The organism is Methylobacterium sp. EM32 (assembly GCF_040593685.1).
Lineage (GTDB): Bacteria > Pseudomonadota > Alphaproteobacteria > Rhizobiales > Beijerinckiaceae > Methylobacterium.
Genome location: NZ_JBEXZS010000179.1, coordinates 62,765 through 78,271 on the forward strand (window position 1 = coordinate 62,765; position 15,507 = coordinate 78,271).

At 70.3% G+C, this 15,507-nt stretch carries 12 protein-coding genes; 9 read left to right on the forward strand and 3 right to left on the reverse strand.

All coding sequences use genetic code 11. The annotated features are described in order from the left end of the window. Positions 1-10: 10 nt before the first annotated feature. The 8 genes from ABZT49_RS24210 (at position 11) to ABZT49_RS24245 (ending at position 9,773) form a co-directional block, all read left to right on the forward strand. A complete protein-coding gene (locus ABZT49_RS24210; RefSeq protein ID WP_355289726.1) occupies positions 11-1,249 on the forward strand; it encodes an MltA domain-containing protein in 1,239 nt (412 codons plus the stop codon). Next, entirely contained in the window at positions 1,246-1,842 is a 597-nt protein-coding gene (locus ABZT49_RS24215) for a Smr/MutS family protein (RefSeq protein WP_355289728.1), read from the forward strand. Before ABZT49_RS24210 ends, ABZT49_RS24215 begins: the two co-directional genes overlap by 4 nt. 522 nt (positions 1,843-2,364) lie before the next feature. Further along, positions 2,365-3,678 carry a transcription termination factor Rho gene (rho, locus tag ABZT49_RS24220; RefSeq protein ID WP_093568657.1) on the forward strand — a complete coding sequence of 438 codons (1,314 nt, stop codon included), beginning with the start codon at positions 2,365-2,367 and terminating at the stop codon, positions 3,676-3,678. A gap of 402 nt (positions 3,679-4,080) precedes the next feature. Then, positions 4,081-5,394: a tRNA uridine-5-carboxymethylaminomethyl(34) synthesis GTPase MnmE gene (gene mnmE / locus ABZT49_RS24225; RefSeq protein WP_355289730.1), complete on the forward strand. Its 1,314-nt coding sequence runs from the start codon at positions 4,081-4,083 to the stop codon at positions 5,392-5,394. 87 nt (positions 5,395-5,481) lie between these two features. After that, positions 5,482-7,365, forward strand: coding sequence for a tRNA uridine-5-carboxymethylaminomethyl(34) synthesis enzyme MnmG (mnmG, locus tag ABZT49_RS24230; RefSeq protein WP_355289732.1), 1,884 nt, complete (start codon positions 5,482-5,484; stop codon positions 7,363-7,365). Continuing rightward, positions 7,362-8,003: a 16S rRNA (guanine(527)-N(7))-methyltransferase RsmG gene (gene rsmG, locus ABZT49_RS24235; protein ID WP_355289734.1), complete on the forward strand. Its 642-nt coding sequence runs from the start codon at positions 7,362-7,364 to the stop codon at positions 8,001-8,003. The genes mnmG and rsmG overlap by 4 nt, the downstream gene beginning before the upstream one ends. Then, entirely contained in the window at positions 8,000-8,848 is an 849-nt protein-coding gene (locus tag ABZT49_RS24240) for a ParA family protein (RefSeq protein ID WP_355289736.1), read from the forward strand. The genes rsmG and ABZT49_RS24240 overlap by 4 nt, the downstream gene beginning before the upstream one ends. 37 nt (positions 8,849-8,885) lie before the next feature. Next, a complete protein-coding gene (locus ABZT49_RS24245; RefSeq protein ID WP_355289738.1) occupies positions 8,886-9,773 on the forward strand; it encodes a ParB/RepB/Spo0J family partition protein in 888 nt (295 codons plus the stop codon). A gap of 241 nt (positions 9,774-10,014) precedes the next feature. On the opposite strand, the gene holA is transcribed toward ABZT49_RS24245, so the two are convergent. From holA to leuS, 3 genes are all read right to left on the reverse strand, one after another. After that, positions 10,015-11,043 carry a DNA polymerase III subunit delta gene (gene holA / locus ABZT49_RS24250; RefSeq protein WP_355289740.1) on the reverse strand — a complete coding sequence of 343 codons (1,029 nt, stop codon included), beginning with the start codon at positions 11,041-11,043 and terminating at the stop codon, positions 10,015-10,017. 28 nt (positions 11,044-11,071) lie between these two features. Further along, on the reverse strand, positions 11,072-11,608 hold the full coding sequence (lptE, locus tag ABZT49_RS24255) for an LPS assembly lipoprotein LptE (protein WP_355289742.1): 537 nt from the start codon (positions 11,606-11,608) through the stop codon (positions 11,072-11,074). A 257-nt stretch (positions 11,609-11,865) separates the two neighbouring features. Next, positions 11,866-14,457 carry a leucine--tRNA ligase gene (leuS, locus tag ABZT49_RS24260; protein WP_355289744.1) on the reverse strand — a complete coding sequence of 864 codons (2,592 nt, stop codon included), beginning with the start codon at positions 14,455-14,457 and terminating at the stop codon, positions 11,866-11,868. Positions 14,458-14,623: 166 nt separating this feature from the next. Here leuS and ABZT49_RS24265 point away from each other — a divergent pair, with 166 nt between their 5' ends. Next, positions 14,624-15,307: a YggS family pyridoxal phosphate-dependent enzyme gene (locus ABZT49_RS24265; RefSeq protein ID WP_355289746.1), complete on the forward strand. Its 684-nt coding sequence runs from the start codon at positions 14,624-14,626 to the stop codon at positions 15,305-15,307. Positions 15,308-15,507 lie beyond the last annotated feature (200 nt).

Genomic DNA, 15,507 nt, shown 5'->3' on the forward strand with positions numbered 1-15,507 from the left:
CGACAAGCCCATGCCGCCGGCCTTCGGCCCCTTTCCCGCTGCCAGTTCCGCGATCGGACGCGCGTCCGCCGGTCTGGCCCTCGCCGCCCTCCTCGCGGGCGGCGCAGTTCCGGCGGATGCGACCCCCCTGCGGGTCGGCGAGGCGATCCTCGAACCCGTCCCCTTCGCCGCCCTGCCGGGTTTTTCCGGCGACGACCTCGCGACGGCCCTCGCGACCTTTCGGGCGACCTGCGCGGCCCCCGCCGGCCCGGTCCTCGCCGAGGCGGTGCCGGGCGCGCCGAGTCAGGACCTCGCCCGTGCCTGCTCCGCCGTGGCCGGCGTGGCGCCGGACGGGGCCCGAGCCTTCTTCGAGCAGAACTTCTCCGCCTACCGCGTCCTGCGGCCGAACCGCGATGCGAACCTTGAGCGAACGAACGGCTTCCTCACCGGCTACTTCGAGCCCGAGCTCGCCGGCTCGCCCGTCGCCACGCCGGACTTCACCGTGCCGGCGCTCGCGCGCCCCGACGATCTCGTCTCTCTCGAGCCCGGTGAGACACGGCCTGGCCTCGACCCCGCTTTCCGCGCCGCGCGCCGCGACGGCGATGCCTTCCTGCCTTATCCGGACCGGGCGGCGATCGAGGACGGGGCGCTCGGCGCCCGCGCCCACCCGCTCCTCTGGCTGCGCGATGCCGTCGACCTCCTGGTGCTGCAGGTCCAGGGCTCCGGCCGGGTGCGCCTGCCCGATGGCCGCTCCGTCCGCCTCGCCTATGACGGCCGCAACGGCCGGCCCTACACCTCGGTCGCCCGCCTGATCGTGACCGGCGGCCACCTGCCGCTCGAAGGCCTGACGCTCGCCCGCTGGACCGGCTGGCTGCGCGCCAACCCTGCCATCGCCCGCGACCTGATTCGCCGCAACGCCTCCTACATCTTCTTCCGCCTCGACGAGGACGTGACGGAGGGGGCTGGCCCCCGCGGCGGCGCCGGCGTGCCGTTGACCGCCGGGCGCAGCCTCGCGGTCGATGCCACGCTGTGGCGCTATGGCCTGCCGTTCTGGCTGGAGGGATCGCTGCCCGATCCGGAGGGCGGCAGCGTCCCCTTGCGCCGCCTCGTCGTGGCGCAGGATACCGGCTCGGCGATCCTGGGGCCGGCCCGCGGCGATCTCTATCTCGGCACCGGCGCCCGGGCGGGTGCCATCGCCGGCCTGCTGCGCGACCCCGCGCGCTTCGTCGTGCTGCTGCCGAAGCCGGGCGATGCGGGAGCCGCACGGTGACCGAGCCTCCCCGGTTCCGGCGCCGGCGCCGACTCTCCGCCGAAGAGACCCGGCTCTGGGCCGAGATCTCCCGCCTGGTCACTCCGTTGCGCGGGCGGGCCGTTCCCTCCCCTCCCCTGCCGCTCCCGGAGCCCATCCCCGCGCCGGCCCCGGTCGCCGTGACGGTGCGGCCCGGTCGCCCGGCCGCGAAGACGCCGGTCCTGAAACAGGCGCCGGTCCCGCCTCCCCCTCCGCCTGCGCCGGTCCTGCCGCCGCTGGCGCCCCTCGAGCGGCGGGTGCGGACTGCACTGCGCCGGGGCTCGCGCAGCGTCGACGCGTCGATCGACCTGCACGGGATGCGCCAGGCCGAGGCCCACGCGGCCCTGATCGGCTTCCTGCACCGGTCCCGGGCTCAGGGCCACGCGGTGGTGCTGGTCGTCACCGGCAAGGGTGGAGCCGGCGGCGATCCATACGGCGAGCGCGGCGTGCTGCGCCGCAGCGTGCCGCATTGGCTGCGCCTGCCTGAACTTCGCCCCCTGGTCGTCGGCTTCGAGGAGGCGGCCCACCATCACGGCGGCGGTGGCGCGCTCTATATCCGGCTGCGTCGCCGCTGAGCCTTGCGCCGGTGACCGCCCGTCACCGGTTCCGTCACCCGCGGATACTGGGCCGACCCGCCGCAATACCTCGAGACGGGCCGGGAAAAGCCTGAAGCTCGACGGCGGCCGGGATGATGGCGAGTCGTGACTTGGGGGTTAAACCTTCCATATGTTAATGCGGGCGCGAGACGACTGCGCCGATAGTTCACCATGCTTCGGGCGCGGCCGGAGCATCCGCACCGGGTCCGCCGTCTCTTAGGGTGCTGCCGCACCGCGCCTCTCCCCAGTTTTCCGCAACCGCGGACTTGAGTCGACGACGAGGACCCGTTACATAAAGTCGTTCCCTCCTCCATCGTCACGTCACGTCGCATCCAGGGCCGCCCGGCCCCTCCACGCGACCTCCGGGACAATCAGGCGACGACTTCGCGACCGGTGCCCGCCTCGGCCACCCCGTTGCTCTCCGCTCAACGCCGCGTCCTGCGGCGGCCGGACCTGTCCTGACATGACGCCCCCCGCTTCGCCCCCGCACCCCGATATCCCATGATCGAAGACACCCTCGCCCCGATCGAGACCCCGGCCGCCCCCGCCATGCGTGAGGTGAAGCTGCAGGATCTCAAGTCGAAGACGCCGACCGAGCTCCTGACCTTCGCCGAGGAGGTCGAGGTCGAGAACGCCTCGACCATGCGCAAGCAGGAGCTGATGTTCGCGATCCTCAAGCAGCTCGCTGCCAAGGACGTCGAGATCATCGGCGCCGGCACGGTCGAGGTGCTGCAGGACGGTTTCGGCTTCCTGCGCTCCTCCGATTCGAACTACCTGCCCGGTCCCGACGACATCTACATCTCGCCGACGCAGATCCGCCGCTTCGGCCTGCGCACCGGCGACACCGTCGAGGGTCCCATCCGCGGCCCGAAGGACGGCGAGCGCTACTTCGCGCTGCTCAAGGTCAACACGATCAATTTCGAGAACCCGGACAAGATCAAGCACAAGGTCCACTTCGACAACCTGACGCCGCTGTTCCCCACGCAGCGCTTCAAGCTCGAACTGTCGGAGCCGACCCGCAAGGACTTCTCGCCCCGGATCATCGACATCGTCGCGCCGATCGGCAAGGGCCAGCGCGCCCTGATCGTGGCGCCGCCGCGCACCGGCAAAACGGTGCTGATGCAGAACATCGCCCAGTCGATCACCCTGAACCATCCCGAGTGCTACCTCATCGTCCTGCTCATCGACGAGCGGCCGGAGGAGGTCACCGATATGCAGCGCTCGGTGAAGGGCGAGGTGATCGCCTCGACCTTCGACGAGCCGGCGACCCGCCACGTCCAGGTCGCCGAGATGGTGATCGAGAAGGCCAAGCGCCTGGTCGAGCACGGCCGCGACGTCGTCATCCTGCTCGACTCGATCACCCGCCTCGGTCGCGCCTACAACACGGTGGTGCCGTCCTCCGGCAAGGTGCTGACCGGCGGCGTCGACGCCAACGCCCTGCAGCGGCCCAAGCGCTTCTTCGGTGCCGCCCGCAACATCGAGGAGGGTGGGTCCCTCACCATCATCGCGACCGCGCTGATCGACACCGGCTCGCGCATGGACGAGGTGATCTTCGAGGAGTTCAAGGGCACCGGCAACTCCGAGATCATCCTGGACCGCAAGGTCTCCGACAAGCGCATCTTCCCGGCGATCGACATCACCCGCTCCGGCACCCGCAAGGAGGAGCTGCTGGTCCCGCCGGACTCGCTCAAGAAGACCTACGTGCTCCGCCGCATCCTCAACCCGATGGGTGTCACCGACGCGATCGAGTTCCTGCTCGACAAGCTGCGCCAGACCAAGAGCAACGGCGACTTCTTCGATTCGATGAACACCTGATCCGACCGCCGGTCGCGATTACCCGGACGGTTTGTGCGGCGCCCCGAGAGGGGCGCCGTTCTCGTTTGAGCTGGGTGCGTAGATCCGTGCCTGCGCCCCCTCTCCCCTCTTCTCTCCTCCAACCCACGCCCTCATCCTGAGATGCCCGTGCAGTGGACCTCGGCGGCCTCCAATGGCCACAGAGACCTTTGGAGTTCTCCTTCGAGCAGGATGAGGGCGCGAGTGGGATGAGGTATCCTGGATTGGGAGCGGTTCGGCGTTGAGTTCCGGAGCGTTGCTTGCAAAGCAGCATCGGCGCATCGAGATCGCAGCACCCGTTCGGCACCGTGCCTAGATCCGTGCTAGCGACGGCACGCTGGTCCCCGATCCGGCACTCCCCCAAGCCTGCCGCTGTCACCCACGATGCACGCTTCCGACACCATCTTCGCTCCCGCTACCGGCTACGGCCGCACCGCCGTTGCCATCGTACGGATCAGCGGGCCGCAGGCCGGTCCCGCCCTCGCCGCGCTGATCCGGGCGCCGCTGCCCGCCGCGCGACGTCTCTCTCTGCGTACCCTGCGCGAGCCGGAAACCGCGGAACTGCTCGATCACGCCCTCGTCGCCTGGCTGCCTGGTCCCGGGACCGCCACAGGCGAGGACATGGTGGAGCTGCATCTCCATGGTGGTCCGGCGGTACGGGGGGCGATCCTGCGCAGTCTCGGCGGGATGCCCGGCCTCGTACCCGCCGAGCCCGGCGCCTTCACCCGTCGCGCCTTTCTCAACGGCCGTATGGACCTGACCGCGGTCGAGGGCCTGGCCGACCTGATCGACGCCGAGACCGAGGCGCAGCGGCGTCAGGCCATCCGTCAGCTCGACGGTGCCCTTGGCCGCGCCGTCGAAGGCTGGCGGACCGGCCTCCTCGACGTCCTCGCTGGAACCGAGGCCGCGCTCGACTTCTCCGACGAGGGCGACATCGACGACGAGGCCCTGCCCGCGTCCGGGCGGGACGCTGCGGCGCGCATCCGCGATGCGATCCGAGCCGCCCTCGCCGATGGCCGCCGCGGCGAGCGCCTGCGGGACGGCTTCACGGTGGTGCTCGCCGGCGCGCCGAATTCCGGCAAGTCGACCCTGCTCAACGCCCTCGCCCGCCGGGACGTCGCCATCGTCTCGGCGATCCCCGGGACGACACGGGATGCGATCGAGGTCCGGTGCGATCTCGGCGGCCTGCCGGTCCTTCTGGTCGATACGGCAGGCCTGCGCGACAGCACCGATGCGATCGAGGCGGAGGGTGTGGCGCGCAGCCGGAGGCGCATCGATCAGGCCGATCTCGTTCTGTGGCTGCGCGAGCCGGACGGGGAAGTACCCCCTGCCCTCTCCGTCCCGGTCATCGTCGTCGCCACCAAGTGCGACCTGTCAGGCTCGGTCGACACCAACGAGATCCCGATCTCGGCCCTGACTGGCGCCGGGCTCAATCGGCTCCTCGCGGAGATCGAGCGCCGCGCGGAAACCTCTCTCGGCAGCGGCGACGCGCTCGTGACGCGGGAGCGGCAGCGGCTCGCCCTCGACCGCTGCCTCCACCACCTCGACCGTGTCGTCGCGCACGGCACCAATCTGCCGGCCGAATTGGTGGCCGAAGATCTGCGCCTGGCCGTGCGGGCCTTGGGCGAGGTGGCCGGGCGCGTCGGCGTCGAGGAGATGCTGGACCGACTCTTTTCCAGCTTCTGCATCGGCAAATGAGCGTCCCCTCCGCGGTGTTTTCACGTGAAACGCGGGATCGCGCGACAGCATGATTGACGCGGCCACGGAGGGCCGCCTAATCACCTCATGCTCATTGACGATTCTCCCTCCTGCGACGTGATCGTCGTCGGCGGCGGGCACGCGGGCGCCGAGGCGGCCGCGGCGGCCGCGCGCTACGGGGCTCGCACGATCCTGATCACCCACCGCCGCGACACGCTCGGGGCGATGTCCTGCAATCCGGCCATCGGCGGCCTCGGCAAGGGCCACCTCGTGCGCGAGGTCGACGCCCTCGACGGGCTGATGGGCCGCGTCGCTGACCGCGCTGGTATTCAGTTCCGCCTGCTCAATCGCCGCAAGGGCCCGGCCGTGCGCGGGCCGCGAACCCAGGCCGACCGCAAGCTCTACGCCCGGGCGATGCAGACCGCCTTGCGCGAGACACCCAACTTGACGATCGTCGAGGGCGAGGTCGCGGATCTCGCCGTTGTCGACGGGCGGGTAACCGGCGCCGTCCTCGCCGATGGCCGCATCCTCCCCTGCCGTGCCGTGGTCCTCACCACCGGGACCTTCCTGCGCGGCCTGATCCATATCGGCGAGTTCACCACGCCGGCCGGCCGGATCGGGGAAGGGCCGGCTCTCGGCCTCTCGGCGACCCTCGACCGGCACGGCTTCGCCCTCGGCCGCCTGAAGACCGGCACGCCACCGCGCCTCGATGGCCGTACCATCGACTGGCATGGAGTCGACAAGCAGGCCGCCGACGACGAGCCGGTACCGTTCTCGACCCTGACCGAGCGCATCACCACGCCGCAGATCGAGTGTGGCGTCACCCGGACGGGCCAGGCGGCGCACGACTTGATTCGGGCGAACCTCCACCGCTCGGCGATGTATTCCGGCGGCATCACCAGTCGCGGGCCGCGCTACTGCCCGTCGATCGAGGACAAGGTGGTGCGCTTCGGCGACCGCGACGGCCACCAGATCTTCCTGGAGCCGGAGGGTCTCGACGACCCGACCGTCTACCCGAACGGCATCTCGACGTCCCTGCCCGAGGACGTCCAGTCCGGCATCGTTCGGTCGTTGCCCGGCTGTGCGCGTGCGGTGATCCTGCGCCCCGGCTACGCGATCGAGTACGATTACGTCGATCCGCGCGAGCTCCACCCGACCTTGCAGACCCGACAGATCGCCGGCCTGTTCCTGGCCGGCCAGATCAACGGTACGACCGGCTATGAGGAAGCAGCGGGCCAGGGACTGGTGGCCGGGCTCAACGCCGCCCGGCTCGCCGGTGCGGCGGACCTTGCGGTGTTCGACCGGGCCGAGTCCTATCTCGGCGTAATGATCGACGATCTCGTGACCCACGGGGTCAGCGAGCCGTACCGCATGTTCACCTCGCGCTCGGAATACCGGCTCAGCCTGCGGGTCGACAATGCCGATGAGCGTCTAACGGGTCGCGGCCTCGACCTCGGCTGCGTCTCGCCGGCTCGCGCTGCGCACGATGCGGCGCGCCGGGAGGCGCTTCAAGGCGCGCGGCAGCAGCTGGACGAGTTGAGCCTCACGCCGACGGAGGCGCAACGGCATGGCATCGCGCTCAACCGCGACGGTATCCGGCGGTCGGCCTTCCAGCTCCTCTCCTATCCGGAGATCACCTGGGACCGGCTCGCCTTGGTGTGGCCGCAGCTCCGGGCCGTGCCCCCTGCCCTCGCCGATCGGCTGTGCACCGACGCGACCTACGCGGTTTATCTCGACCGGCAGCGAGCGGATATCGCGGCGTTCCGGCGCGATGAGTCCGTGGCTCTGCCGGTCCTGCTCGATTATGGCAGCATCGCTGGCTTGTCGAACGAGCTGCGGCTGAAGCTCGACAAGGTCCGGCCCCTCACCCTTGGGCAAGCCGCCCGCATCGAGGGTGTCACTCCAGCCGCCCTCACCCTCCTTGCCGCCCACGCCCGTCGCGGTGCTCCCACGCAGGTCCCGGCCGAATGACGACGACGCCTCCCGGCCGTGACGCCGTCCTGCGCGAGGCTGGCGTTTCACGTGAAACAGCCGCGGCGCTCGATCTCTACGTTGCGCAACTCACCCGCTGGCAATCGATCAAGAACCTCGTTGGCCCCTCGACTCTGGCCGAGGTCTGGACTCGCCACGTCGCCGACTCGCTCCAGCTCCTTGCGCTCGCTCCCGAGGCGACGCGCTGGCTCGATCTTGGCAGTGGCGCCGGCATTCCTGGATTGATCCTGGCAATCGCCGGCCGCGAGCGTCCGGGCTTCCGCGTCGATCTCGTCGAGAGCAACGGCCGCAAGGGCGCCTTCCTCCAAGAGACGGCCCGGCTCACTGGCGCACCCGCCAAAGTGCACGTCGCCCGCATCGAGACTGTGATTGCCGGCTTCACTGATTCGCAGATCGTGACCGCGCGCGCCCTCGCGCCGCTGTCGCAACTCCTCACCTGGGCCGAACCTTTGTTGAAAAAAGACGCCACCGGGCTTTTTCCGAAAGGGCGTGATGTCTTAACCGAATTGACCGAGGCGGAGGAAAGGTGGAGATTTACCGCGGATCTGATCCCGAGCCGGACCGATTCTGAGGCCAGAATCGTCCGCGTCTCCAGCTTGAGCGGCCTTTTCCCATGATCGCGGAACTCCCCGAGTCGCAGGCGAGCGGCAGCCCGCGGCCCCTGCGCATCATTGCGCTCGCCAACCAGAAAGGCGGCGTCGGCAAGACCACGACGGCAATCAATCTGGGCACTGCGCTTGCGGCGATCGGCGAGCGCGTGTTGATCGTCGATCTCGACCCGCAAGGCAACGCCTCAACCGGCCTCGGCATCGATCGGCGTCAGCGCCGCCTCTCGACCTACGACGTGCTCTCCGGCGAGGCGCCGATCGCCGACGCGGTGCAGGTGACGGCGGTGCCGCGCCTGTCGCTGGTCCCCTCGACCATGGATCTGTTGGGCCTCGAGATGGCGATGGCGAGTGCGTCGGACCGGGCGCAACGCCTGCGCCGTGCGCTCGAGCCGCTCGACCGGGACGAGGCGCCGGACGACCAGCGTTTCACCTACGTGCTGATCGATTGCCCGCCCTCGCTCAACCTGCTCACCCTCAATGCGCTCGCGGCGGCGCACGCGGTGCTGGTACCGCTGCAATGCGAGTTCTTCGCACTGGAGGGCCTGAGCCAGCTGCTGCGCACCGTCGAACAGGTCAAGAGCGCGCTCAACCCGCGCCTGGCGATCCAGGGCGTGGTGCTGACGATGTTCGATCCGCGCAACAACCTGTCGGCACAGGTCGTGGCCGACGTGCGCGAGTTCATGGGCGACAAGGTCTACGAGACCATGATTCCCCGCAACGTACGCGTCTCGGAGGCACCGTCGCACGGGAAGCCGGTGCTGCTCTACGATCTCAAGTGCGCTGGCTCGCAGGCCTATCTGCGGCTCGCTTCCGAGATCATCCAGCGGGAAGGCCGCCTGCCGGCCGCCGCCTGACGCCGTACACAGTGGAGCTATGGAGAGGATGAAGGGTATGGCGGAGGAGGGAGCGCGGCCGCGCCTCGGGCGGGGTCTCGCGGCGCTGATCGGTGATTTCGGCGAGGAAACTCCGGCTGCTCCCGAGAAGCCGAAGGCGGGCCAGCGACGCGTACCGATCGAGTTCCTGCGGCCGAACCCGCGCAACCCGCGTCGTCACTTCGCCGAGACCGAACTCGAGGAATTGTCGGCCTCGATCCGCACCCGCGGGGTGATTCAGCCGATCGTCGTCCGGGCGCTCGCCAACGTTCCGGACGCGTTCGAGATCGTTGCCGGCGAGCGGCGCTGGCGCGCCGCGCAGCGGGCCGGCCTACACGAGGTGCCGGTCGTCACGGTCGAGATCGACGACCGAACCTCGCTCGAATACGCCATCCTGGAGAACGTCCAGCGCGCCGACCTCAACGCCATCGAGGAGGCGGCGGGCTACGAGCGGCTGATGAGCGAGTTCCGCTACACCCAGACCGAGCTCGCCGAGATCATCGGCAAGAGCCGCAGCCACCTCGCGAACACCCTGCGCCTGCTGCAACTGCCGCCTGGGGTGCAAGATCACGTCATCGCCGGCACGCTCACCGCCGGCCACGCGCGGGCGCTCCTCGCCGTCAAGGATCCGGAGGCCGTTGCTCGCCGAGTGATCGACGATGGCATGACGGTGCGCGAAGTCGAGGCCCTGGCCGCCGGCGAGCAGACCGGTACCGGCCCGCGCCCCGGCCGGCCGCGCAAGGCCGCGGCCGAGAAGGACGCCGACACCCGCGCCCTCGAGCGCCGCCTGGAGGATATTTTGGGGGTCGTGGTGTCGATCGACGCCAAGGGCGCAGGCGGCGAGGTGCGCCTGCGCTACACCAGCCTCGACCAGCTCGACGGGCTGTGCCGGCGCTTGGAGATGTAGCGCGTCCCGTCGACGCCGTCCCGCCCACGCCCTCATCCTGAGGTGCCGCGCAGCGGCCTTGGACGCCTCCAGGGATCACGGAGGCTTCTGGAGGCCGCCTTCGAGGCCAACCGATCGTCGATCGGCCGCCATCTCAGGATGAGGGCGTGGGTGGGATAGGCATTGAGCATACCTGGGCCGATCTGACCCTGCTCCCCGTGCCCTGGCCTGTCCCTTCAGCGAAGGCAGGGGAGGGGGCTCGTCAGCCCCGCCGCGCCGCCTCGCTCGCCAGCCGCAGGAAGAGATCGGCCGCGACGGCGTGCGAGAAGTCGCCGCCGGCCCTGCGAGCGCCGAGCACCGCCTCCTGCAGCAACGACACCGCCCGGCGCAAAGAAGCCGGGCTCCAGCGGGCGAGCTGCGTCTCGACGATCTTCTGGCGCCGGAAATGCAGGCCGCGCCAGCCAGCCACCATCGCGCTCGGGCTCTTGCCCTCGCCGTCGAGGCGGGTGGCAAGCAGGGTGAGGGCGTGGCGGAGCGCGCCGCCCAGCATCACCGAGGCGTCCATGCCCTCGATCTGGAAGCGGCGATAGGCGCGCTCGGTCTCGGTGATCCGCCCTGCGAAGGCCGCGTCGATGAGCGCGTTGAGCATCGATCCCGACACGTCGCTGCCGATGGCCTCGACGTCGTCGATGCCAATCTCGCCCTGGCCGCGGGCGTAGAGCGCCAGCTTCTCGATCTCGCCGAGGCTCGCCCGCCGGTCGCCACCGAGTCCGCCGACGAGGAGGTCACGGGCCTCGCGGGTGATGCGCAAGCCATCGGCCCGCAGGGTGCGCTCGACGAGGTCGGCGAGGGTGCCGGCATCGTCCGGGTAGCAGGGGATCGCCAGCGCCTTGGGCGAGCGCTCGCAGACGACCCGCAGCGGGGCCGATTTGGCGAGGTCGCCGGCCTCGACCACGATGCGGGTATCGAGGCCGTCCTGCTTCAGCACCGCCTCGACCGCCGGCGCGTAGTTGCGGCTGGCTGGCCGCACCCAGACCGCGCGCTTGCCGCCGAACAGCCCGACCGTGCCGGCTTCGTCGATCAGGCGGCCGGGATCGCTCGCCAGCACGTCGCCGTCGATCTTCACCAGCGCGAACGGGTCGGAGGGATCATCGACCGCCTTCTCGGCGAGCAGGCGGGCTCGCTCGGTGACGAGGCCGGTATCCGGGCCGTAGACCAGGATCACGGCGATGCGCGGGTCGGGGCCGCGGCGCAGCAGCCCCTCGACCTCGCCGGCCTTGACGGCGGTCATGAAACGCCTCCGGCGATCGGGCGCGTGATCAGGGCTGGGTCGCCAGGATCGCGGCGACGCGGGTCTTGATCTGATCGGACAGGAGCTTGGCGAGCCGGATCTCGGCGTCGCGGGCGGCGCGCAGGCTGGCGAAGCGCTGGGCCGAACGGTCGTAGGTGGCGGTGCCCTGGGCGACGCCCTCTGTGATGATGCGGTCACCGACGAGTGTCTGCACCTTGTAGGAGGCGGTGCCGAGGAGCGTCGCCGATTCGGCCCGGCCGGTGATCGAGCTGACGATCGGCGTCTGCACCGTCTCGCTCGCCGCGAGGGTCAGGCGGTACTTCTTCTCTGACGGCTGGCCCGAGCCGTCGAGGTCGAAGACCAGTTCGCTGCGCAGGTAGTGGCCGAGACGCTCCTGCCCTTGCGCAGTCTTCGCCGGCTCGACCTGGATCGAGGCGAGCACGGCACTCAAGGGGGCACCAGAGGCGGTCGGCCCGTAGAGCGGCCGGAAGCAGGCCGAGAGGCCGAGCGCCAGGGTGGCGACGAGAGTAAGGTTCCGCGCCGTCTTCGCCGTGCTGCCTGCCATGAAGGTCCGTCCTGCCACCAAAGATCTCGTCGCCGCGACGCTGATGCCGTTACCGCTACGCTGTGGCCCTGCCAAGGGGGGCAGACGAGGCCTTCCGGATCAGGCCCCAGACTAGCGGAAGGGACCTAAAGAGTCTCTGCGGCAGCAGCAGGGCGCGGGTCCGACCGGGGCGGGAAATCGTGGATGTCGCGGATAAAGGAAGGGCCCGGTGATCCTTCGATCACCGGGCCCTGAACCCTGTCGGGATGCGCAGTCGATCAGACCACGATGTTGACGATGCGCAAAGGCACCACGATCACCTTGCGCGGCGGCTTGCCTTCCAGCGCCCGCTGCACCGGCTCCAGCGCCAGCACGGCCGCTTGCACGGCGGCCTGATCGGCGTCGCGCGGTACGGTCACGTCGGCGCGCTTGCGGCCGTTGATCTGCACCGGCAGCGTCACGCTGTCCTCGACCAGGAGGTCGTGACGCACGTCCGGCCATGCGGCCTCCGCCACCAGGCCGTCCTGCTTGAGCGCGGTCCAGCAGGTCTCGGCGAGGTGCGGCATCATCGGGGCGATGAGCTGGACCAGGATCCGCGTCGCCTCCTGCAGGGCAGGGGAGGGGGCGTGGCTGCGCTCGGCGTTGACCGCCTCCTGCAGGCTGTTCGCCAGCTCGTAGACATGCGCGACGCAGCGGTTGAAGCGCAGGCGCTCGATATCTTCGCCGACCGCGTTCAGGGCCTTGTGCGCCGCCTTCAGCACCGCCTCGCTGCCGGCGCCCGCGGGCTCGGTTCCGCCCTCGGCGACCTCGCTCACCATGCGCCAGACGCGCTGGACGAAGCGCGAGGCGCCCTGCACGCCGTCCTCGGTCCAGATCACGTCGCGCTCCGGCGGCGAGTCGGAGAGCATGAACCAGCGGGCGGTGTCGGCACCGTAGGAGGCGATGATGTCGTCGGGGTCGACGACGTTCTTCTTCGATTTCGACATCTTCTCGATCGCCCCGATGGCGATCGGCGCGTCGGTTTTCACGTGAAACGCTTTGCGGGCGCCGTCCTCGGTCACCACCTTGACGTCGACCGGTTGCACCCAGGCGCCGGCCTCGTCGCGATAGGTCTCGTGGACGACCATGCCCTGCGTGAACAGGCCTGCGAAGGGCTCGTCGAGCCCGGCCCAGCCGGTCTTGCGCATCGCCCGCATGAAGAAGCGGGAATAGAGCAGGTGCAGGATCGCGTGCTCGATGCCGCCGATATATTGGTCGACCGGCAGCCAGTGGTCGGCCACCGCCTTGTCGGTCGGCGCGTCCGTCAGCCACGGCGCGGTGAAGCGGGCGAAGTACCAGGACGAATCGACGAAGGTGTCCATCGTGTCGGTCTCGCGCCGGGACGGCGCGCCGCAGGACGGGCAGGGCACGGTGCGCCACGCCGCATCGCGCTCCAGCGGGTTGCCGGGCACGTCGAACGAGACCTCGTCCGGCAGGCGCACCGGCAGGTCTTCGACCGGCACCGGCACGACGCCGCATGAGTCGCAATGGATCACCGGGATCGGGCAGCCCCAGTAGCGCTGGCGCGAGACGCCCCAGTCGCGCAGGCGGAACTGCACCCGGCGTTGGGCCACAGGCGCACCGTCGAGGCTCTCGGCCTCCAGGCGGTCGGCGACGGTCTTGAACGCCGTATCGGTGTCCATCCCGTCGAGGAAGCGCGAGTTGATCATCCGCCCGTCGCCGTCATAGGCGGTGTCGGTGATCACGAAGCCGGCGGGGTCCTGATCCGGCGGGCAGACGACGGGCGTGTTGCCGAGACCGTACTTGTTGGCGAAGTCGAGGTCGCGCTGGTCATGGGCCGGGCAGCCGAACACCGCGCCGGTGCCGTACTCCATCAGCACGAAGTTCGCGACGTAGACCGGCAGGGTCCAGGACGGGTCGAGGGGATGGCGCACCTTGAGGCCGGTGTCGAAGCCGAGCTTCTCCGCCGTGTCGATCGCGGCCTGCGCCGTGCCCATGCGCCGGCACTCGGCGATGAAGTCCTGCAGCGCCGGCTCGTCCTTCGCCACCGCGGCAGCGAGCGGGTGGTCGGCGGCGACCGCCAGGAACTTGGCGCCGAACAGGGTGTCGGGACGCGTCGTGTAGACGGTGACGTCGCGGGCGGCGCCCTCGGGAGCGCTCTCCAGGGCGAAGCGCAGCTCCAGGCCTTCCGAGCGGCCGATCCAGTTGCGCTGCATCAGCCGGACCTTCTCCGGCCAGCGCTCCAGCGTGTCGAGCCGGTCGTCCAGGTCCTGGGCGAAGTCGGTGATCTTGAAGAACCACTGGGTCAGCTCGCGCTGCTCGACGAGCGCGCCCGAGCGCCAGCCGCGCCCGTCGATGACCTGCTCGTTGGCGAGCACGGTGTGGTCGACCGGGTCCCAGTTCACCTTGGCGGTGCGGCGCGCGACGAGCCCGGCCTGCAGGAAATCGAGGAACATCCGCTGCTGGTGCTTGTAATACTCGGGATCGCAGGTCGCGATCTCGCGGCTCCAGTCCAGCGACAGGCCCATCGATTGCAGCTGCGCCCGCATCGTCGCGATGTTGGCGTAGGTCCAGTCCCGCGGGTTGACCTTGTTCTGCATCGCGGCGTTCTCGGCCGGCAGGCCGAAGGCGTCCCAGCCCATCGGATGCAGGACGTTGAAGCCCTTGGCGCGCTTGTAGCGCGCGACCACGTCGCCCATCGCGTAGTTGCGCACGTGACCCATGTGGATGCGCCCCGACGGGTAGGGGAACATCTCGAGCACGTAGTATTTCGGGCGCGGATCGTCGTTGCGGGTGCGAAAAATCTCCCGCTCGGCCCACACCTGCTGCCAGTGGGGCTCGGAATCCTTCGCGTTGTAACGTTCGGCCATGGCGGCGTCTTTGCGACCGGTCGGCGCCGGCGCCGAGAGCACCGGCGGCAGGGATGAAGGGAAAACGTCACGGCCGCAAACGGTTGAGCTTGCTCGGCGCGGCGCCGGCGGACTAGGACACGGTTTGGTCCCGAGGGTCAACAATCAAGCGGAAAGGCAGCCGGTCATGATCGACCCGCAGACCGTCATGGCGAATCTGGCCGAGTTGCGCGAGGCGATCGCCCGGGCCGTCGAGGACAACGAGCGCGCGTCCACCGACGTCGCGCTGATCGCAGTCTCGAAGACGATGCCCGCGGAAGCGATTCGCCCGGCGCTGGAGGCGGGCCAGCGCCTGTTCGGCGAGAACTACGTGCAGGAGGCCAAGGCCAAGTGGCCCGCCTTGCGCGAGGCGTTTCCGGACGTCGAGCTGCACCTGATCGGCCCGCTGCAATCGAACAAGGCGCGCGAGGCGGTGGAGCTGTTCGACGTGATCCACACCCTCGACCGCACCTCCCTCGCCGCGTCCCTGGCGAAGGAGATCCAGCGCAGCGGCCGGCATCCGCGCCTGCTGGTCCAGGTCAATACCGGCGAGGAACCGCAGAAGGGCGGGGTGGCGCCGGGCGCGGTCGATGCCTTCCTGGCCGAGTGCCGCGAGACGCACGGCCTCGCGGTCTCGGGGTTGATGTGCATCCCGCCGGCGGAGGATCCGCCCTCGGCGCATTTCGGCCTGCTGGCGGCGATTGCCCGCCGCCACGCCCTGCCGGTCCTGTCGATGGGGATGAGCGCCGATTATCCGGCGGCGATCCAGATGGGCGCGACCCATGTCCGGGTCGGCAGCGCGATCTTCGGGGCGCGCCAAATGAGGGGCTGATGCGAGAGCGGCGGGGGGGGGGGGGGGGGGGGGGGGGGGGGGGGGGGGGGGGTTTTTTGGGGGGGGGGGGGGGGGGGGGGGGGGGGGGGGGGGGGGGGGTTGTGGGGGGGGGGGGGGGGGGGGGGGGGGGGGGGGGGGGGGGGGGGGGGGGGGCGGGGGGGGGGGGGGGGGGGGGGGGGGGGGGGGGGGGGGGGGGGGGG